This is a genomic window from Aquamicrobium sp. (assembly GCF_023954335.1).
Taxonomy (GTDB): Bacteria; Pseudomonadota; Alphaproteobacteria; order Rhizobiales; family Rhizobiaceae; genus Aerobium.
Map to the genome: position 1 here is coordinate 1,223,660 of NZ_JAMLIE010000001.1, position 26,657 is coordinate 1,250,316.

Genomic DNA, 26,657 nt, shown 5'->3' on the forward strand with positions numbered 1-26,657 from the left:
CGGGGGGAAGGAAAGGGAGACCTTCATGTATGTCTGGCTGCGTCTTGCCCGGATGATCGCGACCGCGCGCTCGCGCGGCCGTTATCGCCTGGGCGAGGAGAGCAGGCTGTCCTTCCGCTGCCTGCCCACCGACGTCGACACCAACCTGCATTTGAACAACGCCCGCTACATGATGCTGGCCGATGTCGGCCGCATCGACATCTTCGCCCGCGCCGGCCTGATCGAGCTGGCGCGCAAGCGGCGCTGGGCGCCGATGATGGGCGGCCTCCAGGCGGTCTATGTCCGCGAGATCAGGCTATGGAAGAAGTTCGAGGTCGTCTCGACCCTCGAGACATGGGAGGACACCCAGGTCATCGGCCGCCATCGCTTCGTCCTCGAGGACGGGCGCACGGCGGCGGTGGTGATGACCACGGCCGGCGTCTACGACTTCGCCAACCGCCGCTTCGTTCCGGTCGACGAGATCGTCGGCATGCTCGGCGCGCCGGTGCGTCCGCGCCCGCCGAGCGAGGAGGAGCGCATCTTCATGGCCTCGCACGCCGGCATGCGCCGACTTGCCAAAGGGGAGTTGGCCAAAGGGGAGTTGGCCAAAGGGGAGTTGGCCAAAAGGGAGGTCGAGAGCGAAGGCTGAGCGGGATCAGCGCGCCACCGTCACGGAGCATTTCGCCTCGGCGACCACGGTTTGCGAGACCGAGCCGAGCAGCAGCCGGCCGATGAAGGGCGGGTTGCCCGTGCCGACGACGATGTGCCCGGCCTTCCTTTCCTCCGCGAAATGCAGGATGGCCTCCGCCACGTCCCGCGCCTCGACCAGCGCCGGGCGCGCGTCCTTGACGCCGCTCGCCTCGGCATAACGCATGGCGATGTCGAGGACGTCGCGTGCATCTCTCTCGCTCATCGCCCTTATGTCGGGATAGCCGCTCGCCGGGCGCGTCTGGTTGACGAGGAGGAAGACGAGCGGGTGGCCGAGCGCCTTCGCTATTTCCGTGGCGAGCTCGATGGCGCGCCGCGCATGGGCGCTCGCGTTGACGCAGCAGAGGAGCGTGGCGGCCATGTCGTCGTCTCCGGCGGTGATCGTCCTCGGGTACTGATAGGCGGCGCGGCCGCCGCGGGCAACACGGCGCGCGATTTCGTGCTGCCCAGGCCGATGGCGGCTGGACACGGGACGGCGCCGGAGGTAGACAGGAAAGGTATTTTTTCCTGTCATCGGGAGGGCGTCATGCTCTCGCACGAGAAGGTCTGGGCGGCGATCGACGCGCTGGCGGCGCGCCACTCCCTGTCGGCCTCGGGCCTCGCCCGCCGGGCCGGCCTCGATTCCACCGCCTTCAACAAGTCGAAGCGGCTGTCGGCGGACGGCCGGCCGCGCTGGCCGTCGACCGAATCGCTCGCCAAGATCATGGAGGCGACGGGCGCGTCGCTGGCCGAGCTTCTCGCGCTGGTCGAAGGCCGCGCGGCGCTTCCCTCCGCCGCCCGCGCCTCCGTGCCGCTGATCGGCTTCGCCCAGGCGGGCGCTGGCGGCTTCTTCGACGATGGCGGCTTCCCTGTCGGGCAGGGCTGGGACGAGATCGACCTGCCGACGGCGCGCGTCGGCGACAACGCCTATGCGCTTCAGGTGCAGGGCGATTCGATGCTGCCGCTCTATCGCGACGGCGACGTCCTGATCGTCGAGCCGGGCGCGCGGGTGCGCAAGGGCGACCGCATCGTCGCCAAGACGGCGTCCGGCGAGGTGATGGCCAAGATCCTCGCCGGCCGCACGACGCGGCATGTCGAGCTGGTCTCGCTCAACCCCGCCCATCCCGATCGCACCATCCCGTCCGCCGAGATCGTCTGGCTGGCGCGGATCGTCTGGGCGAGCCAGTAGGGGCGGCGAGGATGCGCCCGTTCGCCCTTGCCGTCGCGCTCGGCGGCCTCGGTGCGCTGGTTCTTGCCGCGCCGGCCTTGCGCGAGCAAGCGTCCCGGACCGGTACAGCGGGCCTTGACGATGCGCCCCAGGCCGCCGCGGTGGTCGAGGAAGAGCGCGAGGCCGCGCCGCCGCCGCCCGCGCCGTTCATCGTGCGCCCCGTCTCTCCGGACATCGTCGCGCCTCCGCCGCTGGAGCCGCATCGGCTGGAGCGGATCGACCCGCGCGAGCCGCTGAGCCCGATCGGCCGCGCGCACGTCCCGTCCGAAGGGCCGCCGAAGGAGACGGTGCTGCACCGGCCGGTGGTGGGCGAGGCCGGCGCGTTCGAGGCCATGGGCTACCGCATCGTCCTCGCCGGCCTCATGCCGACGCCGGTCGATGAAAGCTGCGCCGTCGACGGCGTTCCGTGGCCGTGTGGCGTCCACGCCCGCACCGCGTTCCGCAACTGGCTGCGGGGCAGGGCGCTCGCCTGCGTCGTGCCGCCCGCGCCGACGGCCGAAATCGTGGCGACGCCGTGCCGGCTCGGCGCGTTCGACGCCGGCGAATGGCTGGTCGCGCAGGGATGGGCCCGCCCGGACCCGGACGACGCGCGCTATGCCGCGCAGGCTGAAGGCGCGCGCGCGGCGCGGCGCGGCCTCTACGGCCCCGGGCCGGCTGCGGCCGCGCCACTGACCGTCACCGTGCCGGAACTGACCGAGCGGGATTTGACCGGGACCGGCATCCTCGATGCGGATTCCGATCCCGGGCCCGACGATGCGGGGGCGTCAGGCGACTAGCTCGCCCTTCAGCGCCCGCTCGATCAGCGCGCGTGTGTTGTCGATGCCGTAGAGCGCGGCGAAGGAGCCGAAGCGAGGGCCCCGTTCCTGCCCGATCAGCACCTGATAGATCATCTGGAAGAAGGCGATCGAGACGCCCGGCCCGCCGGTCGGGCTTTTCTTCGCATGGTCCTGATAGCGCTCGATCCCGCGCGCCACGTCGAGCGCGGCGTTCTGGATCGCCTCGCCGTCCGCGTCCGCCGGCAGCGTGCCGAGCCTGTCCGACAGCGCCCGCAGCGCATCCGTCTCCACTGCATCGGGTGCGCGAAACACCTTCGACGGCTTCACGAAGTCGTCGAAATAGCGGATCGCGAAGCCGACCAGCCGGTCGAGCTCGGGGTGGGTCTGCGGCGAGACGCCCGGCGCATGGCGCGAGATGAAGCCCCACAGCACGGCCTTGTCGTGGGCGTTGGAGGCGCTGACGAGGTTGAGCAGCAGGCCGAACGACACCGGCATGTCCACCACCGGCGGGTTGCCGGCATGGATGTGCCAGACCGGATTGCCGAGCCGCTCCTTCCAGTCCTGCCGCGGATAGGCGGCGAGAAACTGGTAGTATTCCTCGACCGCGCGCGGGATGACGTCGAAATAGAGCTTCTTGGCCGTGCGCGGCTTCTGGAACATGTAGAGCGCGAGGCTCTCGGTTGGCGCATAGGTCAGCCATTCGTCGATGGTCAGGCCGTTGCCCTTCGACTTCGAGATCTTCTCGCCGTTCTCGTCGAGGAACAGCTCGTAGACGAAATGCTCGGGCGGGCGGCCGCCCAGCGCGGCGCAGATCGAGTCGTAGACCATCATGTTCGGCCCGTGGTCCTTGCCGAACATCTCGAAATCGACGCCGAGCGCCACCCAGCGCGCGCCGAAATCCGGCTTCCATTGCAGCTTCACCCGGCCGCCGGTGACGGGCAGCGTCACCTCCTCGCCATCCTCGTCGTCGAAGGTGATCGTGCCGGCCTCGGCGTCGACGCGCTTCATCGGCACGTAGAGCACCCGGCCCGTCTTCGGAGAGATCGGCAGGAAGGGCGAATAGGTGGCGCGCCGCTCCTCGCCCAGCGTCGGCAGCATGATCGCCATGAGCGCGTCGTAGCGCTCGGCGACCCGGCGCAGGATGTCGTCGAAGCGGCCGGACTTGTAGTAGTCCGTGGCGCTGGCGAACTCGTAGTCGAAGCCGAACGTGTCGAGGAACCGGCGCAGCATCGCGTTGTTGTGGTGGCCGAAGCTCGCGTACTTGCCGCCGAACGGGTCGGGCACGACGGTCAGCGGCTGGTGGAGATACGGCTCCAGGAAGGCCCGGTCCGGCACGTTGTCGGGGATCTTGCGCATCCCGTCCATGTCGTCGGAGAAGCACAGCAGCCGCGTCGGCAACTTTTCTTCCGTCAGCACACGGAAGGCGTTGCGCACCATGGTCGAGCGCGCCACCTCGCCGAAGGTGCCGATATGCGGCAGGCCGGAGGGGCCGTAGCCGCTTTCGAACAGGATCTCGGCCGGCCAGGCGCGCCCCTCGTAGCGCCTGACGATCTTGCGCGCCTCCTCGAACGGCCAGGCTTTGCTCTCCCGCGCCGCGGCAACGAGTTCCGGCGTCAGGGTGAGCGGGGTCGGGCGCGTTTCGGACATGTCTTCCGTTCCATGAGGTTCGCGGGGAAGTTCGCGGGGGTTTTCGCGCCGCAGCGCGCGAGTTCTCTAGGCTTGCGGCCCCGGTGCGTCAATGTTGGCCCGGCTTTTTCGTTGCGGGCCGTGCGGTTGCCGCCTAACGTGCGCCCGCCAACGCGAATCCACACCCACGGAGCCTTTCATGTCGAAGCCGAGCCAGCAGGAAGCCCTTGTCTATCTCATGGTCATCCTGTCCGCCTCCGACCGCGACATGGGCGACGAGGAGCTGGCGCGAATCGGCGCCATCGTGCGTACGCTGCCGGCCTTCCACGGCTTCGCCCAGTCCCGCACGCTGGCCGTGGCGCAGGATTGCCAGCTCCTGCTTCAGGAGGAGGCGGGCTTCGCCGGCGTCCTCGACCTGATCGCCGAGACGCTGTCGCCGGAGCTGCGCGAGACGGCCTACGCGCTCGCCGTCGACATCGCCGCGGCCGATCTCGACGTCAAGCTGGAGGAGGACAGGGTGCTGCAACTCGTCCGCGAGCGCTTCGACATCGAGCGGGGAACCGTGCTCGCCATCGAGCGCGCGGCGCGTATCCGCCACCGCCGCATCGCATAGAGGCAGCGCCGTCCGGCCGCCTCAGTAGAAGCTGACCGGGAAATATTTCAGGTAGAGCTCGGCGAAGACGCCCTTCACCCCGATCTCGCGCAGCGCGTAGTCGAAGGCGCGCGCCAGCGCCGCGCCCTCGTGCCGGACCGCGATCGCCAGCCCGTGGCCGAGGAACTCGGGCGCGAGATAGGGGCCGCCGGCGAACCGGCAGCAATTCTTCGCATTCGAGCCTGCCAGCCAGAAGGAAAGCTGCATCCCGTCGCCGAACGCGCCGTCGAGCTTGCCCTCGCGCAGATCGTCGTAGAGCCAGTCGACGCGCGAATAGGTGACCGGCCGCGCCTCGGGGAAGTAGCGGCGCAGCATCGTCTCGTGGGCCGAGCGGGCGAGAACGCCGATGCGCTTGCCGCGCACCGCGGCATGCATCGGCTCGGCCATGGTGCTGGCGCGCGGCACGGCAAAGCGGGCGGGGAACCTGAGATACGGCCGCGAGAAGGCGTAGCGTTCCCGCGTCTGCGCCGTCACCGCCGTCGCCGCCAGCAGGGCCTCGCCCTGCTCGGCCTCCATCGCGGCGTCGAGCTCGCCCCACGGCAGGCCCTGTATCTGGCAGCGCGCCACGATGTCGAGCTCGCGGCAGATCGCCCGCGCCAGCTCGACATGGAAGCCCGCGAGGCGGCCGTCGCCGTCGAGGAAGTTGAACGGCGGGAAGTCGATCGTGGTCAGGAAACGCAGCCGTCCGAGGCTCGACAGGTCGGGCTTGGGCAGCCGCTCCTTCTCGTCCCAATAGGCGGGGATCGCGGCTTCCTGCGCCTGCGCACCGCCGACCGCGGCAGGCAGGCAAAGCATGTGGACCAGCAGGACAAGGGCGGCGGCGAGTTTCGGCATCATCACGCAGGCGGCGAGAAAAGGGTGGCCATCTCTCCCGTGCGCCGCTGTTTCTGTCAACCTGTCGCCGCACGGAAACGCCGGCCCCGAAACCGGTCGAAGCACGATCCGCGTCTTTATCGGGACGACGAAATAAAACGACACTATTGATGGCAAACATGCCGGCCGGCCGCAAGATGCCATTGAAAAAGAATCGGATATGGATTTCACTGTTGTTTTGGGGTTTGGCGGGTTTGCGTTTGTATTCGATCCGAAACGGCCGAAGCGATGATCCGGGACGCCAAGGGCGTCCGACTGCTCCTCCCTTGTTATCATCCGTTTTCATGCGGTGACGGATGACGCTCTCCGGGTCCCATGACGGAAAGCCCGTCCTTCCCCCTCTGCGCTTCCTGAATGCGGATGCCGGCTTCGGACGAACGGCGAAGGAAATCCGGCCACGGCATGCCTTTCCAGCCGCCGAGACGGCCCGCGCGATCCCCGCCGGCGGCCGCGAGACGCCGCAAGCGCGCTTGCTGCGCGAATGGCGGCCGATCCTCGCACGGGCCGACGTTCCGGAGGCGCTGGCCCGCCGCGCCGCCGTGCGGGCGGAGGCCATGGGAACGCGCTTCGCGGAGGAATTGCTGGCGTCGGGCGAGGTGGCGGAAGCCGATCTCTACCGGGCGATCGCCGCGGATCTCGGCCTCGGCTTCGTGGACGCCGTCGATCCCGAATCCGTCATGGCTGATCAGGCGAGGCGGCTGGCCTCGCTGCGCGACAGGCACGGCCTGCGGATCGCCATGCTGGGCAATGCCGACGGGACGACGACGCACCTGATCGCCGATCCCGGCATCGACCCGGCGGCGATCCGCGCCCTTCTGGCGGGCACGCCGCATCTGCGCGCCGGCATCCGCATCGCGCCGCCCTCCGCGCTGCGCGCCGCCATCGTTGAGCGAAGCACCGGGCGCCTGCTCTTCGACGCCCAGCATCGGCTTCTTCTCCAGTCGCCGGAGTTCTCGGCGCGCACCGTCGTCAGCGCCTGGCAGGGCGCGACCGCGGTGGCGGCCGTCTTCGCCTTCCTCGTGCTCCTGTGGCTCGCCCCGGTCGCGACCACGCTCGCCGCGCATCTGATCGCTTCGGCGGGCTTCGCCGCCTGCGTGGTACTGCGCCTTCTCGCCTGGGTCGAGGCGGGGCGGCTGCGGCCCCGTCCCCTGCCGCCCGCCGATCCCGCGCGCCAGCCGGTCTATTCGGTGCTGGTCGCGCTCTATCGCGAGAAGGAGATGATGCCGCAGCTCCTCGCCGCGCTCGGCCGGCTGCAATGGCCGCGCGCCCGGCTGGAGATCAAGCTCGTCTGCGAGGCCGACGACGACGAGACTCTGGCGGCGCTGCGCGGCTACCGCCTGCCGCCGACGATGGAGATCGTGCTGGTGCCGCCCGGGCTGCCGCGCACCAAGCCAAAGGCGCTGGCCTATGCCCTGCCATTGTGCAGCGGCGAGTTCGTCACGCTCTACGACGCCGAGGACCGGCCCGACCCGCTGCAACTCGTCGAGGCATGGCAGCGCTTTTGCGAGGAGCCGCCGGAGGTCGCCTGCCTGCAGGCGCCGCTCGCCGTCGCCAATGGCGGGGCGAGCGCGCTGTCGACCATGTTCTCGTTCGAATATGCGGCGCTGTTCCGCGGCCTCTTGCCGTGGCTGGCGCGGCGCAGGCTCGCCCTGCCGCTCGGCGGCACGTCCAACCATTTCCGCCGCGCCGCGCTCGACGAGGTCGGCGGCTGGGACGCCTACAACGTCACCGAGGACGCCGAGCTCGGCGTCAGGCTCGCCCGCTACGGCTACCGCACCGGCGTCATCACCCGCCCGACATGGGAGGACGCGCCCGAGACGCTTGCCGTGTGGCTGCCGCAGCGCATCCGCTGGTTCAAGGGCTGGATGCAGACATGGCTGGTCCACATGCGCGAGCCCGCCTCGCTGTGGCGCGAGCTCGGTCCGGCCTCGTTCCTCGCCGTGCAGATCACCTCGCTCGGCATGATCGTCTCGGCTCTGTTCCACCCCGTCTTCGTCGGCTCGATCCTCTACGGCGTGGCGAAGCTCGCCATGGCGGGCGAATTCGCGCCGGGCGATGCCGCCATCGGCGCGGTCGCGCTCGGCAACGTCGTCATCGGCTATGCCGCCTTCATCGCCCTGGGGCTGGTGACGCTGAGCGGGATCGAGAAGCCGCGGCCGCTCGTCTTCGTGGCGCTGACGCCCGTCTACTGGCTGCTGCTGTCGCTGGCGGCGTGGGCGGCGCTGTGGGAAATCTACCGCCGGCCGCATCACTGGAGCAAGACGCCGCACCGCCGGGCCTCGCGCCCGGCCGCTCCGGGCCGATAGGCGATTGCCAAGCGCACCGACCGGTCCTATCTGAAGACGAGACGGCACGACCCGCGCCGCGAAGAGAAGGCGATTGCGCCCCGATGATAAAAGCTGCCTTGCGTCTCGTTTCGATGGTGCTTCTTGCGGTCGCCGTCATCATGGCGGTGCTCGACGCCACGCGCTCCATCGCCGCCGGGGCCGTCGTCATGACGCCGCTCGGCTCGTCATGGGCGGCGCTGTCGCGGCAAAGCCTTGCCGGCTTCGAGGCGCTGGTCGCGGAGAACCTGCCCGGCTTCGTCTGGGACCCGGTCCTGCTGTGGCTGCTTTCGCTGCCGGGCTTCGCGGTGTTCGGCGGCCTCGCGCTTCTCATGGCGCTTGCCGGCCGTAGGCGCGAGCGCCGCGACCACCGCTTCGCCACCTAGGCCGGAGCGCCCTTCGGGCAGAAAGGCCCACCATGCCCTTCGGGCAGAAAGGAAAGCATCGATGTTTTTCCTGAACGACGGTCCCGCAAGCAAGCTGCGCCTGCCGACGCCGGAAGAGGCGCTGCCGGGCCGAAGCCATCCCATTCCCACCGCCGCCGGCCATTTCGTTTCCGGCCGGCCGCTGCACGGCCCCTATCCGGACGGCATGGAGGCGGCCTATTTCGGCATGGGCTGCTTCTGGGGCGTGGAGCGGCTCTACTGGCAGGTGCCGGGCGTCTGGGTCACGGCCGCCGGGTATCAGGGCGGCATCACGCCGAACCCGACCTATCGCGAGACCTGCACGGGCCTGACCGGCCATGCCGAGACGGTGCTCGTCGTCTTCGATCCCGCGACGGTGTCCTATGGCGAGCTCTTGCGCGTGTTCTGGGAGAACCACGACCCGACGCAGGGCATGCGCCAGGGCAACGACGTCGGCACCACCTACCGCTCCGTGATCTTCACCACCTCCGACGCGCAGAGGGAAGAGGCCGAGGCCTCGCTTGCCGCCTATCAGGCGGCGCTGGCGGGCGCGGGGCGTGGGGCCGTGACCACGGAGATCGCTCCCGCCCCGGCCTTCTATTTCGCCGAGGAAGAGCACCAGCAATATCTCGCCAAGAATCCGGGCGGCTATTGCGGCCTCAGGGGCACCGGCGTCGCCTGCGTGGTCCCGGCCGCGCGCTGACCGGCAGGCTCAGCGCAAATAGCCGACGAGATAGCCGATCACGAAGACGGCCACGACCCCGAAGGCGACGACGAGCCCGCGCCGTCCGCCAGTCTCGCCGAGGCCGCGTCCGACGGGCCGGCGTGCGACGATCCGCGGCCTGACGGGCCGCGCCGGGGCCGCCTGCCGCGCCTGCAGGCGCTCCGGGCTCATCCCCGCCATCTGCGGCAGTTCGGCGATGCGCGCGGCGATCTCGTTCCACGCCTCGTCGGCCGACTTGTCCGGCCGCTTCATGTCGTGCAGCCTTTGCAGCTTCTGCGCCAGCTCCAGCACGCAATCGCGGAACTCGGGGTCGACGACCATGTCGCGCTCGGCGCGCATCCGCTCGGTCTCGTCCATCAGGCCGAGCACATAGTCTTCCGCGCGTCCCATCCGGTCCCTGATCGTCATCCCCGCCTCCCGCCGCCTCACCAGTGGGGCGGCTTCGTCACCGGCGTTTCCGGCGCGGCCTGCTCCTCCAGCGCGAGGAAACGCTCGGTCAGCGCGTCGAGTTTCTTTTGCAGCCGGTCGATGGTCTTCCACTGCTCGGTCAACTGGTCGGACAGGTCGGCGATCGTCCGCTCCTGCTCGGCATAGCGGATCTCGAGCGCCACCAGCCGCTCGTCCAGCCGCTCATTCCCGGGCGCGTTCATGCGGCGACGCCCTCCAGAACCGCGCGCAGCGCCGCGTTCAACGGCTTCGGCCGCCGCGTCGCCCGGTCGACATAGACATGGACGAAGAAGCCTTCGGCCGCCGCCAGCGTCTCGTCGTTGCGGAACAGGCCGACCTCGTAGCGCACCGAGGACGCGCCGAGCCTCGCCACGCGCAGGCCCGCCGTCACCACGTCCGGAAACGCCATCTCGGAGAAATAGCGGCAGCCGGTCTCGACCACGAGGCCGATCTGGTCGCCGCCATGGATGTCGAGCGCGCCGCTTTCGATCAGCCAGCCGTTCACCGCCGTGTCGAACAGCGAATAGTGAACGACGTTGTTCATGTGGCCGTAGATGTCGTTGTCCATCCAGCGCGTCGCGATGGTGCGGAAGGCGCGGTAGCCGGCGCGGGGGGACGGGGCAGGGCGCTCGCTCACCGCGCTTCCCCGCCGCCCGCGAGCTTTTCGGCGATCAGCGCCGCGAGCCGCTCCGCCACCTCGTCCTTGCCCATTTCCGGCCAGTCCTCGACCCCGCCGGGCGAGACGATCCTGACGCGATTCCTGTCGCCGCCCATGACGCCGCCCGCGTTGATGCCGCTGTCGTGCGACACGTCGTTGGCGACGATCAGGTCCGCGCCCTTCTTCTCGAGCTTCCGGCGCGCGTTGTCGACGATGTCCTGCGTCTCGGCCGCGAAGCCGATCACCAGCCCCGGCCGCCTCGCGTGGTGGCCGATGGTGGCGAGGATGTCGGGGTTCTCCACCATCTGTAATGCCGGCGGCCCCTTGCCGGGCTCCTTCTTGATCTTCTGCCCGGCCTCGCCCGCCGCGCGCCAGTCGGCGACCGCGGCGACGAACACGCCGGCGTCGGCGGGCAGCGCCGCCTCCGCCGCTTCGAGCATCTGCCGCGCGCTCTCGACGCGGGTAACAAGAACGCCGGCCGGGTCAGGGATGTTTACCGGGCCGGAAACGAGCCGCACATCCGCGCCGAGCCTCGCCAGCGCCGCGGCGATGGCGTGGCCCTGCTTGCCCGACGAGCGGTTGGCGATGTAGCGCACCGGGTCGATCGGCTCATGCGTCGGGCCGGAGGTGACGACGACGCGCCGGCCGGCCAGCGGCTTGGGAGCCACGTCGAGCAGCGCCTCGATGGCGGCGACGATCTCCCGCGGCTCGGCCATGCGCCCTTCGCCGGCCTCGCCGCTTTCGGCCATCTCGCCGCTGTTCGGCCCGACGAAGCGGATGCCGTCTTTCGCAAGCGTCTCGCGGTTGCGCCGCGTCGCAGGGTTGCGCCACATCAGCGGGTTCATCGCAGGCGCGAGGAGGACCGGCTTGTCCGAGGCGAGCAGCACGGCCGAGGCGAGGTCGTCGGCGAGCCCGTGCGCCATCTTCGCCATCAGGTCGGCGGTGGCGGGGGCGACGACGATCACCTCCGCCTCGCGCGCCAGGCGGATATGGCCGACATCCTGTTCGTCCTCACGGTCGAAGAGGTCGGTGAACACATGGGTCGCCGACAACGCGCCGACCGCGAGCGGCGTGACGAATTCCTGCGCCGCCTTCGTCATCACGCAGCGCACCGAAGCCCCGCGCTCGCGCAGGCGGCGGATCAGGTCGAGGCACTTGTAGGCGGCGATGCCGCCGCCGATGATGAGAAGGATGCGCCTGTCGGAAAGGGTCGTTTCGGAAAGGGTCATTCGCCGGCCTGCCTCCGTGGTCGGACCAGATTACTTCAGCCGATCTGCCATGCAATCCAGATCAGCGTCGCCGCGATCACCCACAGCGCGACGCGTCCCGAGCGGGTGCGGCGCGCCTCTGCCCGGCCAATCCGGTCGGCAGTCGCGTCGTCGAAGCGCAGCCCGTGCTCGGCCATGGCGTCGATCTCGCGCGACAGGCGCTCGGCGCGCTCGGCCAGCTCCGGCGCCTGCCGGGCGAGCGAGGCGAGGGCGAGGACGCCGTCGCGCGCGTCCTCCAGCATGCCGCGGGGGCCTAGATTGCGCCTGATCCAGTCGCCGACCACCGGCTCGGAGGTCCTCCACATGTTGAAGGCCGGATCGAGCGTGCGCGCAACGCCCTCGACCACCACCATGGTCTTCTGCAGCAGGACCAGCTCGGGCCGCGTCTGCATGTCGAACAGCTCCGTCACCTCGAACAGCAGCGTCAGGAGCCGCGCCATCGAGATGGTCTCGGCCGGCTGGCCGTGGATCGGCTCGCCGATGGCGCGGATCGCCTGCGCGAAGGCGTCGATGTCGTGGTCGCGCGGCACGTAGCCGGCCTCGAAATGCACCTCGGCGACGCGGCGATAGTCGCGCACGATGAAGCCGTAGAGGATTTCGGCGAGGAAGCGCCGCTCCTTCTTGCCCAGCCGCCCCGATATGCCGAGATCGACGGCGACGATGGTGCCGTCCGCCTCGACGAACAAATTGCCGGGATGCATGTCGGCGTGGAAGAAGCCGTCGCGCAGCGTGTGGCGCAGGAAGGACTGGATCAGCGCCACCGAGAGCTTCTCGAGGTCGTGGCCGGCGGCACGCAGGCCCTCGACGTCGTTCATCTTGACGCCGTCGATCCACTCCATGGTGACGACGTCGCGCCCGGTCCGCTCCCAGTCGACCCACGGCACGCGAAAGCCCGGATCGTCCTTCGTGTTCTCGGCGAGCTCCGAGAGCGCGGCGGCTTCCAGCCGCAGGTCCATCTCGATCTTCGTGGTCTGCGCCAGCGTCTTCGTCACCTCGACGGGGCGCAGCCGCCGCGTCGCCGGGATGAACCGCTCCTGAAGCCGGGCGGCGAGGAAATAGCTTTCGAGATCGGCGTGGAAGCGCCGGCGCACGCCGGGGCGGATGACCTTGACCGCGACCATGCGCTCGGTTCCGTCGCCCTGCCGAGCGATAGCCGGATGCACCTGCGCGATCGAGGCGGCGGCGACCGGCGCGTCGAAGCGCGCATAGAGATCGCCGACGGGGCGGCCGAGCGATGCCTCGATCTCGGCGACCGCCTCGGCCGTCGGGAAGGTCGCCATCCGGTCCTGGAGGTTGGCGAGATCGGCGGCGATCTCCGCGCCGACCACGTCGGGGCGGGTGGCGAGGAACTGGCCGAGCTTGACATAGGACGGCCCCAGCCTGTCCACCGCCTTGGCGAGGCGCTGGTCGCGCTGGCGGCCCTTGGCCCCGCGCCGTGTGAACAGCCGCGCCACACGCCAGCCGAACCGCGGCAGGCCGGAAAGCTGGTCGCCAGGCAGCGCGGCGACGACGCCCTCACGGGTCATGATCCAGCCGGCGCGGGCCAGCCGGAACCAGGCGGCAACGGTGCTCATGAAACCGGAAACCTCACAGCTTCCAGCCCGAATGCAGCGCGGCGATGCCGCCGGAATAGTTGCGCCACGTCACCCGCCCGAAGCCGGCGTGCTCGATCATCGCGCCGAAATTACGCTGGTTGGGGAACTTGGCGATGGATTCGACGAGGTAGCGGTAGGGCTCGCCGTCGCCGGCCACCATCGCGCCGATCTGGGGGATGGCCTTGAACGACCACGCCTCGTAGACCTTGTCGAGCAGCGGCATCTCGACCTCGGAGAATTCGAGGCAGAGGAACCGCCCGCCCGGCTTCAGCACGCGATAGGCTTCCGACAGCGCGACGTCGATGCGCGGCACGTTGCGGATGCCGAAGGCGATGGTGTAGGCGTCGAAAGTGCCGTCGGGGAAGGGCAGTTCCTCGGCGTTCGCCTCGACGAAATCGACATTGTCGCCAAGGCCGCGCTTCTGCGCCCGCTCCTCGCCGACTTTCAGCATCGAGCCGTTGATGTCGAGCACGGTGGCGTGGGCGTTGCGCTGCGAGGCCTCGACGATGCGGAAGGCGATGTCGCCGGTGCCGCCGGCGACGTCGAGCACGCGCCAGCCCTCGCGCCTCGGCGGATTGAGCCAGGCGACCATCGCGTCCTTCCAGAGGCGATGCAGCCCGCCCGACATCAGGTCGTTCATCAGGTCGTAGCGCGAGGCGACCTTGTGGAACACGTCGTTGACGAGGCCCTGCTTCTCGCCTTCCGCCACGTTGCGGAAGCCGTAGGCCGTTTCCATCCCGCCCGCGGCGGTCGTGCGTTCGTCCGACATATGATCATCCATGCGAAATCCGGCCGGACCATAAACGATTGATCAAGGCTGCGCCATTGCCGAAGCCGCGATGATCGGCCGCGCCGGTTAACGGGAAAGCCGCCGCCAGAAAACTGTGGTTCGGCCGGCGGCCAAGGTATCCCGCCCGGCGATGTGCGGCTAGAATTGCCCCCGGAAAAAAGGGCGCAAAGGCAGGGAAAGGCAACAACACGATGCAGGGCGTAACCGTCGTCGATCATCCGCTGGTCCAGCACAAGCTCACCATCATGCGCGACAAGGAGACCTCGACGGCGAGCTTCCGCCGGCTGCTGCGCGAGATTTCGCTGCTGCTCTGCTACGAGGTGACGCGCGAGCTCGCGCTGACGACGCGGATGATCGAGACGCCGCTCAAGACCATCGAGGCGCCGACGCTCGAAGGCAAGAAGCTGGTCTTCGCCTCGGTGCTGCGCGCCGGCAACGGCCTGCTCGACGGCATGCTCGACCTGGTGCCGGCGGCGCGCGTCGCTCATGTCGGCCTCTACCGCGATCACGAGACGCTGGAGGCGGTCGAATATTTCTTCAAGGCGCCGAGCGACCTCGAGGATCGGCTGGTCATCGTCGTCGACCCGATGCTGGCCACCGCCAATTCGGCGGTCGCGGCGGTCGACAAGCTGAAGGAGCGCGGGGCGACGAACCTGCGCTTCGTGTGCCTGCTCGCCGCGCCGGAAGGCATCGCGCGTTTCACCGCCGCCCACCCGGACGTGCCGGTCTTCACCGCCTCGATCGACGAGAAGCTGAACGAGAAGGGCTATATCGTGCCCGGCCTCGGCGACGCGGGCGACCGCATGTACGGGACCAAGTAAGCCGGTTCTAGTCCAGCGTGCTGCGGAAGCGCATGAGCGCCAGCGCGCCATAGGCGAGGACGAACAGGGCGAGGATCGACGCCTCGAGGGCGATGTCGGTAAAGCCCGCGCCCTTCAGCATCACCGCGCGCACGACGCGCAGGAAATGGGTCAGCGGAAAGAACTCGCCGATCCATTGCGCCCAGTCCGGCATGCCGCGGAACGGGAACATGAAGCCCGACAGCATGATCGACGGCAGGAAGAAGAAGAAGGTGAGCTGGAGCGCCTGCATCTGCGTGCGCGCGAAGGTCGATATCAGGTAGCCGAGCAGCACCAGCCCGAGCACGAAGACGAGGATGGCGGCGACGAGCGTCAGCGGATCGCCGGCGAAGGGGATGTGGAACAGAAGCCGCGCCGCCGCCAGCACCACAACGGTCTGCACCGCGCCGACCGCGAGCCCCGGCAGCACCTTGCCCAGCATGATCTCGAACGGGCTCGCCGGCATGGCGAGCAGGTTCTCCATCGTGCCGCGCTCGATCTCGCGCGTCAGCGCGATCGAGGTCATCATCACCATGGTCATCTGCAGGATGACGCCGAGCAGGCCCGGCACGATGTTGTATTGCGAGATGCCTTCCGGGTTGTAGCGGCGATGCACCACGACATCGAGCCGGCTGTCGCGCTCCTCCTCGGCAAGCCGGGCGATGCCCTGCTCGCGCAGTAACGCCTGGTTGATCACGGTGCCGAGCGCCGAGATCGCGCCGCTGGAGGCGGACGGGTCCGAGGCGTCGGCCTCGATCAGGATGCGCGGCCGCTCGCCCCGGTCGACGCGCCGGGCAAGGTCGGAGGGGATGGTGACGACGAAGGCGACCTTGCCGGACGCGATCAGCGATTCGGCTTGCGTCCCGCTCTGCGCGACATGGTCGAAGCGGTAGTAGCCGGTCGCCTCCAGCGCCGAGATCACCGCGCGGGTGTAATGGTCCTGGCTCGTCACGACCAGCGCGGCGGGAAGCTGCCGCGGATCGGCGTTGATGGCGTAGCCGAACAGGAGGAGCTGGATCAGCGGCACGCCCAGCATCATGCCGAAGGTGATGCGGTCGCGCCGCATCTGGATGAACTCCTTGGCGAGCAGCGCCCAGAGCCGGGCAAGGGAGAAGACGCCGCTCATTGCATGTTGTCCCCGCCCATATTGTCTTGGGCATCGCCCATGAACTTGATGAACACGTCCTCGAGGCTGGTCTGGCCCGGCTCGACGCTGATGCCGGGCCTTTCCGCCAGCGGCGCCAGCGAGGCGGCGAGACGGTCCCTGTCCGAGCCGACGACATGCAGCGTCGTGCCGAAGGGCGCGGCCTGCTCGACACCGGGGAGCGCGGAGACCTCGGCGGCGAGGCGCTGCAAATCCGGCCCGCGCACCACGAAGGTCGACAGGGCGGCATCCCGGATCACCTCCTCCACCGTGCCCGTCGCCAGCATCCTGCCGTAGGCGATGTAGCCGATGCGGTGGCAGCGTTCGGCCTCGTCCATGTAGTGGGTGGAGACGAGCACGGTCAGCCCGTCGGCGGCGAGGTGGTGGATCTCGTCCCAGAAGTCGCGCCGCGCCTTGGGGTCGACGCCGGCCGTCGGCTCGTCGAGCAGCAGGAGCTTCGGCTTGTGCATGACGCAGGCGGCGAGCGCCAGCCGCTGCTTCCAGCCGCCCGACAGCGTGCCGGCGAGCTGGCCGCGGCGGGAAGCCAGGCCGAGCTCCTCCAGCGTGCGCGTCACGTGGGCGGCGACCGGCTTCAGCTCGTAGAGGCGGGCGACGAATTCGAGGTTCTCGGCGATGGTCAGGTCCTCGTAGAACGAGAATTTCTGCGTCATGTAGCCGACCTCGCGCCGGATGCGCCGCCCCTCCTTCCTCAGGTCGAAGCCGAGCACCGTGCCCTCGCCCTCGTCGGGGGTCAGAAGCCCGCACATGATGCGGATCGTCGTCGTTTTCCCTGAGCCGTTGGGGCCGAGGAACCCGACGATCTCCCCGCGCGCGACCTTCATCGACACATGGTCGACCACGGTGCGGTCGCCGAACCGCTTGACGAGGCCGGTGACGTCGATGGCGGTCATGGTGCGCTCGCTTCGCGAGCGAGTGAGTAGGGAATAGTGAGTAGTGAGTAGGGGAAAAGAGATTGCTTCACGCTTCCGATCTCCAACATTTCACTACTCACTACTCACTACTCACTCACCCGCACATCCACGATCTGCCCCGGCTTCAACGCCGCCGCGTCCCCTTCCGGCCGGGCCTCGATCAGGTGGACGAGCTTCTGGCGCGTCTCCAGCGAGTAGATGACGGGCGGGGTGAATTCGGGCTCGGGCGAGGCATAGGTCACGCGTGCCGTCAGGCCCGGCGGGCAGCCGTCGCACTGGACGGCGAGCAGCGCGCCGACGGAAACCGACGAGAATTGCGGCTCGGGCAGGTAGAGCTTGAGCCGGATCGCGCCGTCCGGCAGCAGCGACAGGATCGGCGCGGACGGGCCGGCGATGTCGCCCGGATGGCGGATCACCTCGGCGATGCGCCCGGCCGCCGGGGCGGCGACGGTGCGCTGGCCGAGCCGCCATTCGGCCTGCGCCAGCGCGGCGCGGGCGCGCTCGACCTGGCCTTCGGCGGCGCGGATCGCTTCCGCCCGCGCCGGCAGGCGGGCGACGGCGAGGTTGGCCTCGGCTTGGCCGGTCGCGGCCGCGGCGAGGGCGAGCGCGGTCTCGGTGCGCTCCAGATCGGCTTGCGTCGCGACGTTGCGCCGGGCGAGGTCGCGGGTGCGCTCCAGCACGCGGCGCGCCTCGGCCTCCTGCGCTTCGGCCGAGCGCAGCGCGGCTTCCAGCACGGCGATCTCCTCCGGCCGCCGGCCCTCCTTCAGATCGGCGGCCTGCGCCTCGGCCTGCGCCAGTGCCGCCTTCGCTTCCTCGGCCGCGTGGCGCGCGTCCTCAGCCTCCAGCGTCGCCAGGTCCTGCCCGGCGCTCACCCGCTCGCCCTGCCGCGCGGCCAGCGCCTCGATACGGGCCGGCTCCACCGGCGCGACGAGGACGAAATCGCCCTCGACATAGCCGACGGCAAGCGGCGGCGGCGCGGCGCAGGCGGCGAAGAAGGTCGCGGCGAGGGGCAGGGCGCAAAGGAGGCTCATGGTTTCCGTTCCCGATGGGCGGCAAGCGCCGCCAGCGCGTTCTCCAGCACGGTCGCGGTGATGAGGCCGGCCTCGGTCGCGCCGATCTCGCGCCAGCCCATGCGCCGCAGCACGGCCTCGCGGGCGATGCGGAAATAGACGGTCTGGCCGATCATGGTGAAGACGGCGATCTTCGTCGCTTCGCTTTCCGCGTCGTCGCCGCTGGCGACGGCCCAGACCGCGCACAGCCGGCGATGGACCTTCTCGACCAGCCCGGCATAGAGGATGTCGAAAGCGCGGCCCGGATGGTGGATCTCGCGCAGGATGAACTGGACGAAGCTCGACATTTCCGGTGCGGCGACGAGAAAGCCGGCCATCCGCTCCGTGGCGATGCGGAGCTGTGCTTCCGCCGCCGCCCGGTCGGTGGGAGGCGGCATCGTCGCCAGCACCGGGTCGGCGACCCGGGCGATCGTCTCGACGATATGGGCGGCGCAGGCATCGCGCAGCTCGCCCTTGCCGCCGAAATGATAAGCGATGGAGCCGATATTCGCCTTCGCCTCGGCCGCGATCTCGCGGGTGGAGGTGGCGGCGAAGCCCTTTTCCCCGAACAGCCGCAGGCCGGCCTCGATCAGCGCCGCTCTGGTCTTCTCGGCGGAGGACCGTCCCGCCGCATCGGTATCGTTGTCTTCGCTCATGGAGAGAGTTTAATCAAACGTATGATTAAATACAACCGTGCTGCGCTGCGAAATTGCCGGTTGATGCGCCGCCGCCAGTCGCTACATTCGGCCCCGACCGAAGCATCGAGGCCCTCGCGGAAACCGGGGCGCCGAGGAAAGGCCGGAGTGACGCCATGACCATCCGCAATCTCGAATTCATGTCCCGCCCGCGCTCGGTCGCGGTCATCGGCGCGTCCGACCGCGAAGGCTCGGTCGGCGGCGTGGTGCTGCGGAACATCATCGAAGGCGGCTTCGAGGGGGCGATCTATCCGGTCAACCCGAAATACAGGGAAGTGATGGGCCGCGCCTGCTACGCCTCGGCCGCAGACCTGCCCGAGGCGCCCGACCTTGCCGTGATCGTCACCCCGCCGCCCACCGTGCCCGGCGTCGTCGCCGAGCTCGGCGCGCGCGGCGTCAAGGCTGCAGTGGTCATCACCGCGGGCCTGAACGACAAGAACGGCCTGCGCCAGAAGATGCTCGATGCGGCCAGGCCCCACACGCTGCGCCTCCTCGGGCCGAACACGGTGGGCCTGATGATCCCGCCGCTGAAGCTCAATGCCGGCTTCGCCCACATGGCGGCGGCGGCGGGCGACATCGCGCTGCTGTCGCAGTCGGGCGCCATCGCCACCTCGCTGATCGACTGGGCCGCCGGGCGTGGCATCGGCTTCTCGCACATCGTCTCGCTCGGCGACATGGCCGATGTCGACGTCGCCGACTATATCGACATGCTGGCCGGCGACGGCAAGACCCGCGCCATCATGCTCTATCTCGAATCCGTGCCGCATCCGCGCAAGTTCATGTCGGCCGCGCGCGCCGCTTCGCGCATCAAGCCGGTGATCGCCATCAAGCCCGGCCGCCACGAGCAGGCGGCCAAGGCCGCGGCCACTCACACCGGGGCGCTGTCCGGCGCCGACCGGGTGGTGGACGCCGCGCTGCGCCGTGCCGGCATCCTGCGCGTCAACGGCCTCGCCGAGCTGTTCGACGCGGTCGAGATCGTCGCCCGCTTCCCGCCGCTGAACCGCGTGCGCGTCGGCATCGTCACCAATGGCGGCGGCGCCGGGGTGCTGGCCGTCGACCAGTTGATCGACATCGGCGGCGCGCTGGCCGAGCTGTCGAACGAGACGATCGCCACGTTGAACAAAGGCCTGCCGCCGACCTGGTCGCACGCCAACCCGGTGGACATCATCGGCGACGCCCCGGCCGAGCGCTACGGCGCGGCGCTGAAGGCAGTCGCCGCCGACAGGAACGTCGATGCCGTGCTGGTGCTGAACTGCCCGACGGGCCTCGCCTCGCCGATGGACGCGGCAAGGGGCGTCGCCGCCGTGGTCGACAAGGTCGGGAACGGGGGCCGGATCGGCGGCAAGCCGGTCCTCGCCTGCTGGCTGGGCGAGCACACGGCCGAGCCGGCGCGGAAAGTTCTGCGCGAGGCCGGCATCGCCACCTTCGAGACGCCGGCCGAAGCCGCCGGTGCCATCGGCTATCTCGACGGCTGGAGCAAGGCGCAGGCCGCGCTCAGCCAGGTTCCCGCCTCCGGCAGCGCCGACATCGCGGGGCGCATCGACGAGGTGCGTGCGATCTTCCGCGGCGCGGCTGCGGAGGGCCGCACCATCCTGACCGAGCCGGAGGCGAAGTCGGTGCTCGCCGCCTATGACGTCACCGTGCCGCAGATCCTCAACGCCGGCTCGCCGGCCGAGGCCAAGGAACACGCCGCGCATCTGCTTAAGGACTGGGACGCGGTGGTGGTCAAGCTCCTGTCCAAGGCCATCTCGCACAAGTCCGACGTCGGCGGCGTGGTGCTCAACATCGAGACGGCGAAGGCGGCGCGCGAGGCGGCCGAGGCCATCGAGGCGCGGGTGCGGAAAGTCCGCCCCGACGCCGACATCGAGGGCTACGCCGTGCAGCCGATGGTGAAGATGAAGCACGCGCACGAGCTGATCCTCGGCGTCTCGCGCGATCCGATCTTCGGCCCGGTGGTCATGTTCGGCTCGGGTGGCGTCTCGGTCGAGGTGGTGGACGACACCGCCATCGGCCTGCCACCGCTCGACGACGTGCTGGGCGAGGAGCTGATCGAGCGCACTCGCATCGGCAAGCTGCTCGCCGGCTTCCGCGACCGCGCCCCGGCCGACCGGTCTGCGATCCTGCGCTCGCTCAACGCCGTGTCGCAGATGGTCATCGACTTCCCCTGCATCGCCGGCATCGACGTCAACCCGCTCTTGACCGGGCCGGAAGGCGCGGTGGCGCTCGACGCGCGCATCGAGATCGACCTTTCCCGCATCGAGGAGGAGGGGCCGAACCCCGACCTCGCCATCCGCCCCTATCCGGCCGGCTGGGAAAAGGCCTTTCGTTCGGGCAGGGGCATGGAGTACACGCTGCGGCCGATCCGCCCGGCCGACATCGCGCTCTATCCGGAGTTCCTCGAGCACGTCTCGCCGTCCGATATCCGCCTGCGCTTCCTCGGCTACCGCAAGGCGTTCCCCGACGAGATGCTGAAGCGGCTGACCCAGCTCGACTACGACCGCGAGATCGCCTTCGTCGCGCTCGACGCGGACGGCGCGCTCGCCGGCATCGCGCGCCTGTCGGCCGACCCGAACCACGAAAGCGCCGAGTTCGGCCTGCTCGTGCGGTCGGACCGGCAGGGCCAGGGGCTCGGCTGGGCGCTTATGAGCCATTTGATCGAGTACGGCCGCGCCGACGGCCTGTCGCGCATCGAGGGCATCATGTTCGACGAGAACGACAAGATGATCGACCTCGCCCGCGATCTCGGCTTCGTCATCCACGACCATCCGGACGATTCGACGCTGGAGCTCGCGGTGCTGACTCTGAAATAGGCTTTGGTTCAGGCCGCGAGGCAGGCCGCGCAGTGGCCGCGGATCTCGATCATGGTCTTCTCGGCCTTGAAGCCCTTGGTCGCGGACCACGCGGCGAGGCGCTCGCGCACCACCTCGTCGGAGAACTCGTCGACCTGCCCGCAATCCTCGCAGATGGCGAAGGCGATCAGCCCCTGCGCGTGGCAATGCGGATGGGCGCAGGCGACAAAGGCGTTCAGCGTCTCCAGCCGGTGGACGAGACCGGCGGCCAGCAGCTTGTCGAGCGCGCGGTAGACCTGGAGCGGAGCGCGGAACCCGTCCTCGCGCAGCCGGTCGAGAATGGTGTAGGCCGACAGCGGCCCGTCGGCCCGCGTCAGCGCGTCGAGGACGAGCGACTGGTTGCGCGTGAGGTCATGGGTGTGCGTGTGGGTGTGCGCGGTCATGATCTGTCGCTCCCGGATGGTGCGCGCCCGAAAAGGGCAGGGTAGGCCGGCAGGCCGAGAAGGAAAAGGCCGAGCGCGGCGACGACGATCGACGGGCCGGACGGCGTGTCGAAGGCGAGCGAGCCGTAGAGGCCGCCCGCGACCGCCAGCGCCCCGACGAGGGCGGCGAGGACGGCCATCGCCTCGGGCGTCGCGGCGAAGCGCCGGGCCGTCGCGGCAGGAATGATCATCAGCGCGGTGATGAGCAGCGCGCCGACGATCTTCATGGCGATGGCGACGACGAGCGCCATCATCAGCATGAAGACGAGGCGCGAGCGGGCGGGCGCGAGCCCTTCGGCCGCGGCCAGCTCCTCGTCGACCGAGGCGGCGAGCAGCGGCCGCCACAGCAGTGCCAGCAGCGCGAGGACCGCCGCCCCGCCGCCCCAGACCAGCGCGACGTCGAGGCGCGATACGGCGAGGATGTCGCCGAACAGGAAGCCCATCAGGTCGACGCGCACCCATGTCATGAAGGCGAGCGCGACGAGGCCGAGCGCCAGCGCCGAGTGCGACAGGATGCCGAGCAGCGCGTCGGCCGAGAGCCCGCCCCGCCGCTCCAGCGCGATCAGCGCCAGCGACACGAGGAGGGCGACGGCGAAGACGCCGGCGGTCAGGTCGATCTCGAGGAGGAAGCCGAGCGCGATGCCGAGCAGCGCCGAATGCGCCATCGTGTCGCCGAAATAGGCCATGCGCCGCCACACCACGAAGCAGCCAAGCGGGCCCGTCACCAGCGCCAGCCCGATGCCGGCGAGCAGCGCGCGCGAGAAGAAGTCATCGAGCATCGCCGGCCTTTCCCTGCCCGTGCCCATGATCATGGCTGTGCCCGTGATCGTGGCTGTGCCCGTGATCGCGGTTGTCGTGATGATGCCCGTCGGTGGGGTGGCAATGGTCGGTGATCGAGCCGTCGCTGTGCAGCACCCGGCCGTCCTCCAGATGGGTATGGTCGTGGTCGTGGCTGTAGACGGCGAGCGCGCCGGCCGCCCGGTGTCCGAACAGCCGGCGGTAGCCCGGGTCGGCCGCCACCGCGCGAGGCGTGCCGCGGCAGCAGACATGGCCGTTGAGGCAGATCACCGTGTCGGTGGCCGACATGACGATGTGGAGGTCGTGCGAGATCAGGAGGATGCCGCAGCCGGTGCGGTCGCGGATGCGGCCGATCAGCTCGTAGAGCGCGGCCTCGCCGGTGTAGTCGACGCCCTGCACCGGCTCGTCGAGCACGAGGAGGTCCGGCCGGCGCAGCATGGCGCGCGCGAGCAGCGCCCGCTGGAACTCGCCGCCGGACAGCGACTGCACCGGCGATGCGGCAAGATGGGGAATGCCGACCTCCTCCAGCGCCGCCGCGATCTCGGCCGCCGAATGGCGCGCCGTCAGCGTCATCAGCCGCGCCACGGTGAGCGGCAGCGTGTTGTCGATGGCCAGCTTCTGCGGCACGTAGCCGACGCGCAGGCCCGCGCGGCGCGTGATCGCGCCCTCGTCGGGCCGCAGGATGCCGACCACCGCGCGCGCCGTCGTGCTCTTGCCGGAGCCGTTCGGGCCGATCAGCGTCACGATCTCGCCGCGCCTGATGTCGAAGGTGACGCCGCGCACCAGCCAGCGGCCGCCGCGCCGGACCCCGGCCGCATCGATGCGCACGAGCGTCTCGTCCCGCGCGGCCGTGGGCACGCCGTGCCGTCCCGCGCCGCCGGGCGGGTCATGACGCGCTTGGCCGGCAGGGGAGCGGTTCACGCCCGTCTTGTCGACTTGGCCGGAAGATTCCTGCATTTTCATCCCGTCGAGGCTTGTCACGCCCATATTGCATACGTTATAGCGTTTCACAACGTAATAACATTACGATCTAGATCGCCGTTACCTGTTTCGGGCTTGCCGCAGGGACACGCGACCCGGTGCCGCCCGTCGCCGAGGTCGGCCTGCCCGCCTGCGGTGGCATCACTCTGCCGCCCATCGGCAGCATCGCCGCGCCGCTTTCCGGCGGCATAGCTATTTGAAAGGATCGCCATGTCCCGGCTGTTTCGTTCGTTTGCCCTGGCATTGCCGGCCGTTCTCTCCGTTCCGTTCGCCGCCATCCCGGCGCATGCGCTCGACGGCGTCGTCGCCTCTGTCAAGCCGGTCCACTCGCTGGTCGCGGCGGTGATGGAGGGTGTCGCGGAGCCGGCGCTGCTCGTGCGTGGCAGCGGCTCGGAGCATGTCCATTCGCTGCGCCCCTCCGACGCCGCCGCGCTTGAAAACGCGAAAATCGTGTTCCGGGTCGGCGAGGGCATGGAGACGTTTCTCAACGGCCCGCTGAAAACGCTCGCCGCCGGCGCGAGGGTGGTTTCGCTGGAGGACGCGCCCGGGCTGGAGATGCTCGCCTTCCGCGAGGGAGGCCCGTTCGAGTCGCATTCCCATGACGACGAGGACGGCGACGACCACGATGGGCATGACCATGAGGGGCACTCGCATGAGAGCGATTCCGGCGCCCACGCCCACGACCATGACCACGAAGGGCATTCGGACGAGAACCGCGCCCACCCGGATCGCGACCTTCATTTCTGGCTCGACCCCGTCAACGCGCGGGCGATGGTCGCCGAGATCGCCCGCGTCCTCGGCGAGGCTGATCCTGCCAACGCCGCCCGCTATGCCGGCAACGCCGAGGCCTATCTCGCCCGTCTCGACGCGCTGGTCGCGGAAACGGCGGCGACGGTCGAGCCGGTGAAGGCGCGGCCCGCCATCGTCTTCCACGACGCCTACCAGTATTTCGAGAAGCGGTTCGGCCTGAACGTCGCCGGCTCCATCACCGTCAGCCCCGAGGTGCTGCCCGGCGCGCAGCGCCTCACCGAGATCAGGGAGAAGGTGAAGGAGCTCGGCGCGGTCTGCGTCTTCTCCGAGCCGCAGTTCGAGCCGAAGCTGGTTTCCGTGGTGACGGAAGGAACCGACGCGCGCACCGGCGTGCTCGATCCGCTCGGCGCGGAAATCGCCGACGGCCCCGACCTCTACGTCATGCTGATCCGCAATCTCGGCGAATCCTTCGCCGCCTGCCTCGCGCAGGCCGGCTGAGCCCTGTACCCGCCGGCCGGGCAGCGCGCGCAAATCGCCGATCGGCGGCCAATCGACGCTTGTCTTTTGCCTTCAATGCGGGTATCAGGCCCCACGCTTTCCGCGCCGCCCTCCGGGCGCTCCGCGATGCCGCTTTAGCTCAGTTGGTAGAGCACATCATTCGTAATGATGGGGTCGCGTGTTCGAGTCACGCAAGCGGCACCACTTTCCTGTTTTCCCACGTCCATAGACGTCTGGAGAAAGCCTGAAAATCCAAGGAACTCCGCCAGTTTACGTCCAGAGGCGTTTTCCGGCATCCGTTGGCATCCAGAAAATTTGTTGGTATGCTTGTTGGTATCAAAATCACGGTACCAAACGCGGACCGGCACATGGCGACGGACAAACTCAGCGACGTGGCGCTGCGATCCATCAAGCCGCGCGACAAACAATTCAAACTTTCGGACGGCGGCGGCCTCTTCCTGCTCGTGAACCCGAAAGGTAGCCGCTTGTGGCGACTTGCCTATCGGTTCGGCGGTCGCCAAAAGGCGCTCGCTCTCGGTTCATACCCGGCGACGTCGCTTTCCGAAGCGCGGGAAGCCCGCAGGAAAGCAAAGGGGCTTCTCGAGGCCGGCACAGATCCAGGCCAGGAGAAGAAGAAGCGCAAAGCCGCCGTCAGGGCTGCAGAAGAGGCCGCAGAGAACACCTTTGCCGCTGTCGCGGAAAAGTATCTTACCAAGGCGGAAAAGGAAGGGCGCGCGGCCGTCACAATCGGCAAGGCGCGCTGGCTGCTCAATGATCTGGCGGCAGGATTGGCGGACAAGCTGGTGCACGAAATTGCTCCGAAGGACGTTCTGGCGGTGCTTCGGCCCATCGAAGCCAGGGGAAACTATGAAACGGCCAGACGCATGCGATCCACGATCGGCCTTGTCCTGCGGTTTGCCGTCGCAAACGGCTGGGCGGAGCGTGACGCAACGGCCGATCTCAAGGGAGCGCTGATAGCCCCGAATGTTCGGCACCGCGCCGCTATCGTGAAACCGGAACCGCTCGGTGTGCTCATGCGCGCCATCTATTCGTGGGAAGGCGGTCAGCCGACCACGGTCGCGGCGCTGAAGCTGATGGCCCTTCTTGCCCTTCGGCCCGGCGAAGTCCGGGGCGCGCGCTGGGACGAGATCGATTTCGAGAAGCGGACGTGGACCGTTCCATTAGAGCGCATGAAAATGCGGCGTGTGCATGCCACGCCTCTACCTGATCAGGCGATTGCGATCCTCAAGGAGTTGCAGCCGCTGACGGTTCGTGGCGAGGGGTCGCTCATCTTCCCGTCCACCACTTCCTCCAAAGTTCCGATTTCGGAGAACACGACGACGCTTGCCATGCGCCGGCTGGGCTTCGGCCCGCACCAAATGACAAGTCATGGCTTCCGCGCCGCGTTTGCCACGCTCGCGAACGAAAGCGGCAAGTGGTCCGTGGATTCTATAGAGCGCCAGTTGGCTCATGTGGAAGGAAACGCCGTCCGCCGTGCATATGCGCGCGGACAATACTGGGACGAGCGCGTTGTGATGATGCAATGGTGGGCTGACTATCTCGACCAGCTTCGAGAGCAGGCTAAATACACCCCTCGTCAAGACAAGCGAAAAGCGATGCGTCGATAACTCGATTCGTCGAGCCAGCCGGGTGCCTCCTTGCAGTGGCG

The 26,657-nt window shown here is 69.1% G+C and carries 28 protein-coding genes and 1 tRNA gene; 12 read left to right on the forward strand and 17 right to left on the reverse strand.

Annotation, left to right across the window (positions count from 1 at the left end; translation table 11 throughout):
* Positions 1-25: 25 nt before the first annotated feature.
* Entirely contained in the window at positions 26-628 is a 603-nt protein-coding gene (locus tag M9945_RS05970; RefSeq protein ID WP_367943805.1) for a thioesterase family protein, read from the forward strand.
* Between the two features lie 6 nt (positions 629-634).
* Here the strand turns inward: M9945_RS05970 and M9945_RS05975 are convergent, their stop codons facing one another.
* A complete protein-coding gene (locus tag M9945_RS05975) occupies positions 635-1,048 on the reverse strand; it encodes a universal stress protein (RefSeq protein ID WP_367943806.1) in 414 nt (137 codons plus the stop codon).
* A 165-nt stretch (positions 1,049-1,213) separates the two neighbouring features.
* On the opposite strand from M9945_RS05975, the gene M9945_RS05980 reads away from it, so the two are divergent.
* A complete protein-coding gene (locus M9945_RS05980; RefSeq protein ID WP_367943807.1) occupies positions 1,214-1,855 on the forward strand; it encodes a S24 family peptidase in 642 nt (213 codons plus the stop codon).
* Positions 1,856-1,866: 11 nt separating this feature from the next.
* Positions 1,867-2,670, forward strand: a complete 804-nt coding sequence (locus M9945_RS05985) for a thermonuclease family protein (protein WP_367943808.1) — start codon at positions 1,867-1,869, stop codon at positions 2,668-2,670.
* On the opposite strand, the gene M9945_RS05990 is transcribed toward M9945_RS05985, so the two are convergent.
* Complete coding sequence (locus M9945_RS05990) at positions 2,659-4,317, reverse strand: lysine--tRNA ligase (RefSeq protein WP_367943809.1); 1,659 nt, start codon at positions 4,315-4,317, stop codon at positions 2,659-2,661. The genes M9945_RS05985 and M9945_RS05990 overlap by 12 nt on opposite strands.
* 178 nt (positions 4,318-4,495) lie before the next feature.
* Between M9945_RS05990 and M9945_RS05995 the strand changes: the two genes are divergently transcribed.
* Complete coding sequence (locus M9945_RS05995; RefSeq protein WP_367943810.1) at positions 4,496-4,909, forward strand: tellurite resistance TerB family protein; 414 nt, start codon at positions 4,496-4,498, stop codon at positions 4,907-4,909.
* A gap of 21 nt (positions 4,910-4,930) precedes the next feature.
* Here M9945_RS05995 and M9945_RS06000 read toward each other — a convergent pair whose 3' ends face one another.
* A complete protein-coding gene (locus tag M9945_RS06000) occupies positions 4,931-5,782 on the reverse strand; it encodes a transporter substrate-binding domain-containing protein (protein ID WP_367944780.1) in 852 nt (283 codons plus the stop codon).
* A gap of 335 nt (positions 5,783-6,117) precedes the next feature.
* On the opposite strand from M9945_RS06000, the gene M9945_RS06005 reads away from it, so the two are divergent.
* The 3 genes from M9945_RS06005 (at position 6,118) to msrA (ending at position 9,252) form a co-directional block, all read left to right on the forward strand.
* Positions 6,118-8,127 carry a glycosyltransferase family 2 protein gene (locus tag M9945_RS06005; protein ID WP_367943811.1) on the forward strand — a complete coding sequence of 670 codons (2,010 nt, stop codon included), beginning with the start codon at positions 6,118-6,120 and terminating at the stop codon, positions 8,125-8,127.
* An 83-nt stretch (positions 8,128-8,210) separates the two neighbouring features.
* Positions 8,211-8,531, forward strand: coding sequence for a hypothetical protein (locus tag M9945_RS06010; RefSeq protein ID WP_367943812.1), 321 nt, complete (start codon positions 8,211-8,213; stop codon positions 8,529-8,531).
* A 61-nt stretch (positions 8,532-8,592) separates the two neighbouring features.
* Positions 8,593-9,252, forward strand: coding sequence for a peptide-methionine (S)-S-oxide reductase MsrA (gene msrA / locus M9945_RS06015; RefSeq protein WP_367943813.1), 660 nt, complete (start codon positions 8,593-8,595; stop codon positions 9,250-9,252).
* A 9-nt stretch (positions 9,253-9,261) separates the two neighbouring features.
* Here the strand turns inward: msrA and M9945_RS06020 are convergent, their stop codons facing one another.
* The 6 genes from M9945_RS06020 to ubiE are packed head-to-tail and all read right to left on the reverse strand — an operon-like array spanning position 9,262 to position 14,010.
* Positions 9,262-9,681, reverse strand: coding sequence for a hypothetical protein (locus tag M9945_RS06020; RefSeq protein WP_367943814.1), 420 nt, complete (start codon positions 9,679-9,681; stop codon positions 9,262-9,264).
* A gap of 17 nt (positions 9,682-9,698) precedes the next feature.
* Positions 9,699-9,923 (reverse strand): SlyX family protein, encoded by a 225-nt coding sequence (locus M9945_RS06025; RefSeq protein ID WP_367930154.1) that lies wholly within the window; start codon positions 9,921-9,923, stop codon positions 9,699-9,701.
* Positions 9,920-10,357, reverse strand: a complete 438-nt coding sequence (locus tag M9945_RS06030) for an acyl-CoA thioesterase (protein ID WP_367930155.1) — start codon at positions 10,355-10,357, stop codon at positions 9,920-9,922. The genes M9945_RS06025 and M9945_RS06030 overlap by 4 nt, the downstream gene beginning before the upstream one ends.
* Complete coding sequence (gene coaBC, locus M9945_RS06035; protein WP_367943815.1) at positions 10,354-11,607, reverse strand: bifunctional phosphopantothenoylcysteine decarboxylase/phosphopantothenate--cysteine ligase CoaBC; 1,254 nt, start codon at positions 11,605-11,607, stop codon at positions 10,354-10,356. Before coaBC ends, M9945_RS06030 begins: the two co-directional genes overlap by 4 nt.
* Before the next feature lie 35 nt (positions 11,608-11,642).
* Entirely contained in the window at positions 11,643-13,220 is a 1,578-nt protein-coding gene (ubiB, locus tag M9945_RS06040) for a 2-polyprenylphenol 6-hydroxylase (RefSeq protein ID WP_367943816.1), read from the reverse strand.
* 13 nt (positions 13,221-13,233) lie between these two features.
* A complete protein-coding gene (gene ubiE / locus M9945_RS06045; RefSeq protein WP_367943817.1) occupies positions 13,234-14,010 on the reverse strand; it encodes a bifunctional demethylmenaquinone methyltransferase/2-methoxy-6-polyprenyl-1,4-benzoquinol methylase UbiE in 777 nt (258 codons plus the stop codon).
* Between the two features lie 212 nt (positions 14,011-14,222).
* Between ubiE and upp the strand changes: the two genes are divergently transcribed.
* Positions 14,223-14,852, forward strand: coding sequence for a uracil phosphoribosyltransferase (gene upp, locus M9945_RS06050; RefSeq protein ID WP_367931758.1), 630 nt, complete (start codon positions 14,223-14,225; stop codon positions 14,850-14,852).
* 7 nt (positions 14,853-14,859) lie between these two features.
* On the opposite strand, the gene M9945_RS06055 is transcribed toward upp, so the two are convergent.
* From M9945_RS06055 to M9945_RS06070, 4 genes are all read right to left on the reverse strand, one after another.
* Positions 14,860-15,996 carry an ABC transporter permease gene (locus M9945_RS06055; RefSeq protein ID WP_367943818.1) on the reverse strand — a complete coding sequence of 379 codons (1,137 nt, stop codon included), beginning with the start codon at positions 15,994-15,996 and terminating at the stop codon, positions 14,860-14,862.
* Positions 15,993-16,925, reverse strand: a complete 933-nt coding sequence (locus M9945_RS06060) for an ABC transporter ATP-binding protein (RefSeq protein WP_367943819.1) — start codon at positions 16,923-16,925, stop codon at positions 15,993-15,995. The genes M9945_RS06055 and M9945_RS06060 overlap by 4 nt, the downstream gene beginning before the upstream one ends.
* A 107-nt stretch (positions 16,926-17,032) precedes the next feature.
* Positions 17,033-17,977 (reverse strand): HlyD family secretion protein, encoded by a 945-nt coding sequence (locus M9945_RS06065; protein WP_367943820.1) that lies wholly within the window; start codon positions 17,975-17,977, stop codon positions 17,033-17,035.
* Positions 17,974-18,651, reverse strand: coding sequence for a CerR family C-terminal domain-containing protein (locus M9945_RS06070; protein ID WP_367943821.1), 678 nt, complete (start codon positions 18,649-18,651; stop codon positions 17,974-17,976). The genes M9945_RS06065 and M9945_RS06070 overlap by 4 nt, the downstream gene beginning before the upstream one ends.
* A 155-nt stretch (positions 18,652-18,806) precedes the next feature.
* Between M9945_RS06070 and M9945_RS06075 the strand changes: the two genes are divergently transcribed.
* Positions 18,807-21,500: a GNAT family N-acetyltransferase gene (locus M9945_RS06075; RefSeq protein WP_367943822.1), complete on the forward strand. Its 2,694-nt coding sequence runs from the start codon at positions 18,807-18,809 to the stop codon at positions 21,498-21,500.
* A gap of 8 nt (positions 21,501-21,508) precedes the next feature.
* Here the strand turns inward: M9945_RS06075 and M9945_RS06080 are convergent, their stop codons facing one another.
* From M9945_RS06080 to M9945_RS06095, 4 genes are read right to left on the reverse strand one after another with little or no spacing between them, the layout of a single operon-like run.
* Entirely contained in the window at positions 21,509-21,922 is a 414-nt protein-coding gene (locus M9945_RS06080) for a Fur family transcriptional regulator (protein WP_367943823.1), read from the reverse strand.
* The gene (locus M9945_RS06085; protein ID WP_367943824.1) at positions 21,919-22,740 is read right to left on the reverse strand and encodes a metal ABC transporter permease; all 822 of its coding nucleotides are present in this window, start codon (positions 22,738-22,740) and stop codon (positions 21,919-21,921) included. Before M9945_RS06085 ends, M9945_RS06080 begins: the two co-directional genes overlap by 4 nt.
* A complete protein-coding gene (locus M9945_RS06090; RefSeq protein ID WP_367943825.1) occupies positions 22,730-23,716 on the reverse strand; it encodes an ATP-binding cassette domain-containing protein in 987 nt (328 codons plus the stop codon). Before M9945_RS06090 ends, M9945_RS06085 begins: the two co-directional genes overlap by 11 nt.
* 50 nt (positions 23,717-23,766) lie before the next feature.
* A complete protein-coding gene (locus tag M9945_RS06095; protein ID WP_367943826.1) occupies positions 23,767-23,952 on the reverse strand; it encodes a hypothetical protein in 186 nt (61 codons plus the stop codon).
* Here M9945_RS06095 and M9945_RS06100 point away from each other — a divergent pair.
* The 3 genes from M9945_RS06100 to M9945_RS06110 all read left to right on the forward strand — a co-directional run bounded on the left by M9945_RS06100 (position 23,951) and on the right by M9945_RS06110 (position 26,616).
* Positions 23,951-24,988: a zinc ABC transporter substrate-binding protein gene (locus M9945_RS06100; RefSeq protein WP_367943827.1), complete on the forward strand. Its 1,038-nt coding sequence runs from the start codon at positions 23,951-23,953 to the stop codon at positions 24,986-24,988. The two genes, M9945_RS06095 and M9945_RS06100, sit on opposite strands and share 2 nt — an antisense overlap.
* Before the next feature lie 128 nt (positions 24,989-25,116).
* Positions 25,117-25,192 (forward strand) — tRNA-Thr (locus M9945_RS06105).
* Positions 25,193-25,356: 164 nt separating this feature from the next.
* Positions 25,357-26,616 carry a tyrosine-type recombinase/integrase gene (locus M9945_RS06110; protein ID WP_367943828.1) on the forward strand — a complete coding sequence of 420 codons (1,260 nt, stop codon included), beginning with the start codon at positions 25,357-25,359 and terminating at the stop codon, positions 26,614-26,616.
* The last annotated feature ends 41 nt before the right edge of the window (positions 26,617-26,657 follow it).

Bases quoted from the DNA above. Each gene is read 5' to 3' on its own strand.
- M9945_RS06085 (WP_367943824.1), bottom strand. From the start codon at position 22,740: ATGCTCGATGACTTCTTCTCGCGCGCGCTGCTCGCCGGCATCGGGCTG.
- M9945_RS06005 (WP_367943811.1), top strand. From the start codon at position 6,118: ATGACGCTCTCCGGGTCCCATGACGGAAAGCCCGTCCTTCCCCCTCTG.
- M9945_RS05970 (WP_367943805.1), top strand. From the start codon at position 26: ATGTATGTCTGGCTGCGTCTTGCCCGGATGATCGCGACCGCGCGCTCG.
- coaBC (WP_367943815.1), bottom strand. From the start codon at position 11,607: ATGACCCTTTCCGAAACGACCCTTTCCGACAGGCGCATCCTTCTCATC.
- M9945_RS06020 (WP_367943814.1), bottom strand. From the start codon at position 9,681: ATGACGATCAGGGACCGGATGGGACGCGCGGAAGACTATGTGCTCGGC.
- M9945_RS06000 (WP_367944780.1), bottom strand. From the start codon at position 5,782: ATGCCGAAACTCGCCGCCGCCCTTGTCCTGCTGGTCCACATGCTTTGC.
- M9945_RS05995 (WP_367943810.1), top strand. From the start codon at position 4,496: ATGTCGAAGCCGAGCCAGCAGGAAGCCCTTGTCTATCTCATGGTCATC.
- M9945_RS06055 (WP_367943818.1), bottom strand. From the start codon at position 15,996: ATGAGCGGCGTCTTCTCCCTTGCCCGGCTCTGGGCGCTGCTCGCCAAG.
- M9945_RS05975 (WP_367943806.1), bottom strand. From the start codon at position 1,048: ATGGCCGCCACGCTCCTCTGCTGCGTCAACGCGAGCGCCCATGCGCGG.
- M9945_RS06070 (WP_367943821.1), bottom strand. From the start codon at position 18,651: ATGAGCGAAGACAACGATACCGATGCGGCGGGACGGTCCTCCGCCGAG.
- msrA (WP_367943813.1), top strand. From the start codon at position 8,593: ATGTTTTTCCTGAACGACGGTCCCGCAAGCAAGCTGCGCCTGCCGACG.
- M9945_RS05990 (WP_367943809.1), bottom strand. From the start codon at position 4,317: ATGTCCGAAACGCGCCCGACCCCGCTCACCCTGACGCCGGAACTCGTT.
- M9945_RS06065 (WP_367943820.1), bottom strand. From the start codon at position 17,977: ATGAGCCTCCTTTGCGCCCTGCCCCTCGCCGCGACCTTCTTCGCCGCC.
- M9945_RS06010 (WP_367943812.1), top strand. From the start codon at position 8,211: ATGATAAAAGCTGCCTTGCGTCTCGTTTCGATGGTGCTTCTTGCGGTC.
- M9945_RS05980 (WP_367943807.1), top strand. From the start codon at position 1,214: ATGCTCTCGCACGAGAAGGTCTGGGCGGCGATCGACGCGCTGGCGGCG.
- M9945_RS06075 (WP_367943822.1), top strand. From the start codon at position 18,807: ATGACCATCCGCAATCTCGAATTCATGTCCCGCCCGCGCTCGGTCGCG.
- M9945_RS06110 (WP_367943828.1), top strand. From the start codon at position 25,357: ATGGCGACGGACAAACTCAGCGACGTGGCGCTGCGATCCATCAAGCCG.
- M9945_RS06060 (WP_367943819.1), bottom strand. From the start codon at position 16,925: ATGACCGCCATCGACGTCACCGGCCTCGTCAAGCGGTTCGGCGACCGC.
- M9945_RS06090 (WP_367943825.1), bottom strand. From the start codon at position 23,716: ATGCAGGAATCTTCCGGCCAAGTCGACAAGACGGGCGTGAACCGCTCC.
- M9945_RS06080 (WP_367943823.1), bottom strand. From the start codon at position 21,922: ATGACCGCGCACACCCACACGCACACCCATGACCTCACGCGCAACCAG.
- ubiB (WP_367943816.1), bottom strand. From the start codon at position 13,220: ATGAGCACCGTTGCCGCCTGGTTCCGGCTGGCCCGCGCCGGCTGGATC.
- M9945_RS06095 (WP_367943826.1), bottom strand. From the start codon at position 23,952: ATGGCGATCCTTTCAAATAGCTATGCCGCCGGAAAGCGGCGCGGCGAT.
- M9945_RS06025 (WP_367930154.1), bottom strand. From the start codon at position 9,923: ATGAACGCGCCCGGGAATGAGCGGCTGGACGAGCGGCTGGTGGCGCTC.
- M9945_RS06100 (WP_367943827.1), top strand. From the start codon at position 23,951: ATGTCCCGGCTGTTTCGTTCGTTTGCCCTGGCATTGCCGGCCGTTCTC.
- ubiE (WP_367943817.1), bottom strand. From the start codon at position 14,010: ATGTCGGACGAACGCACGACCGCCGCGGGCGGGATGGAAACGGCCTAC.
- upp (WP_367931758.1), top strand. From the start codon at position 14,223: ATGCAGGGCGTAACCGTCGTCGATCATCCGCTGGTCCAGCACAAGCTC.
- M9945_RS05985 (WP_367943808.1), top strand. From the start codon at position 1,867: ATGCGCCCGTTCGCCCTTGCCGTCGCGCTCGGCGGCCTCGGTGCGCTG.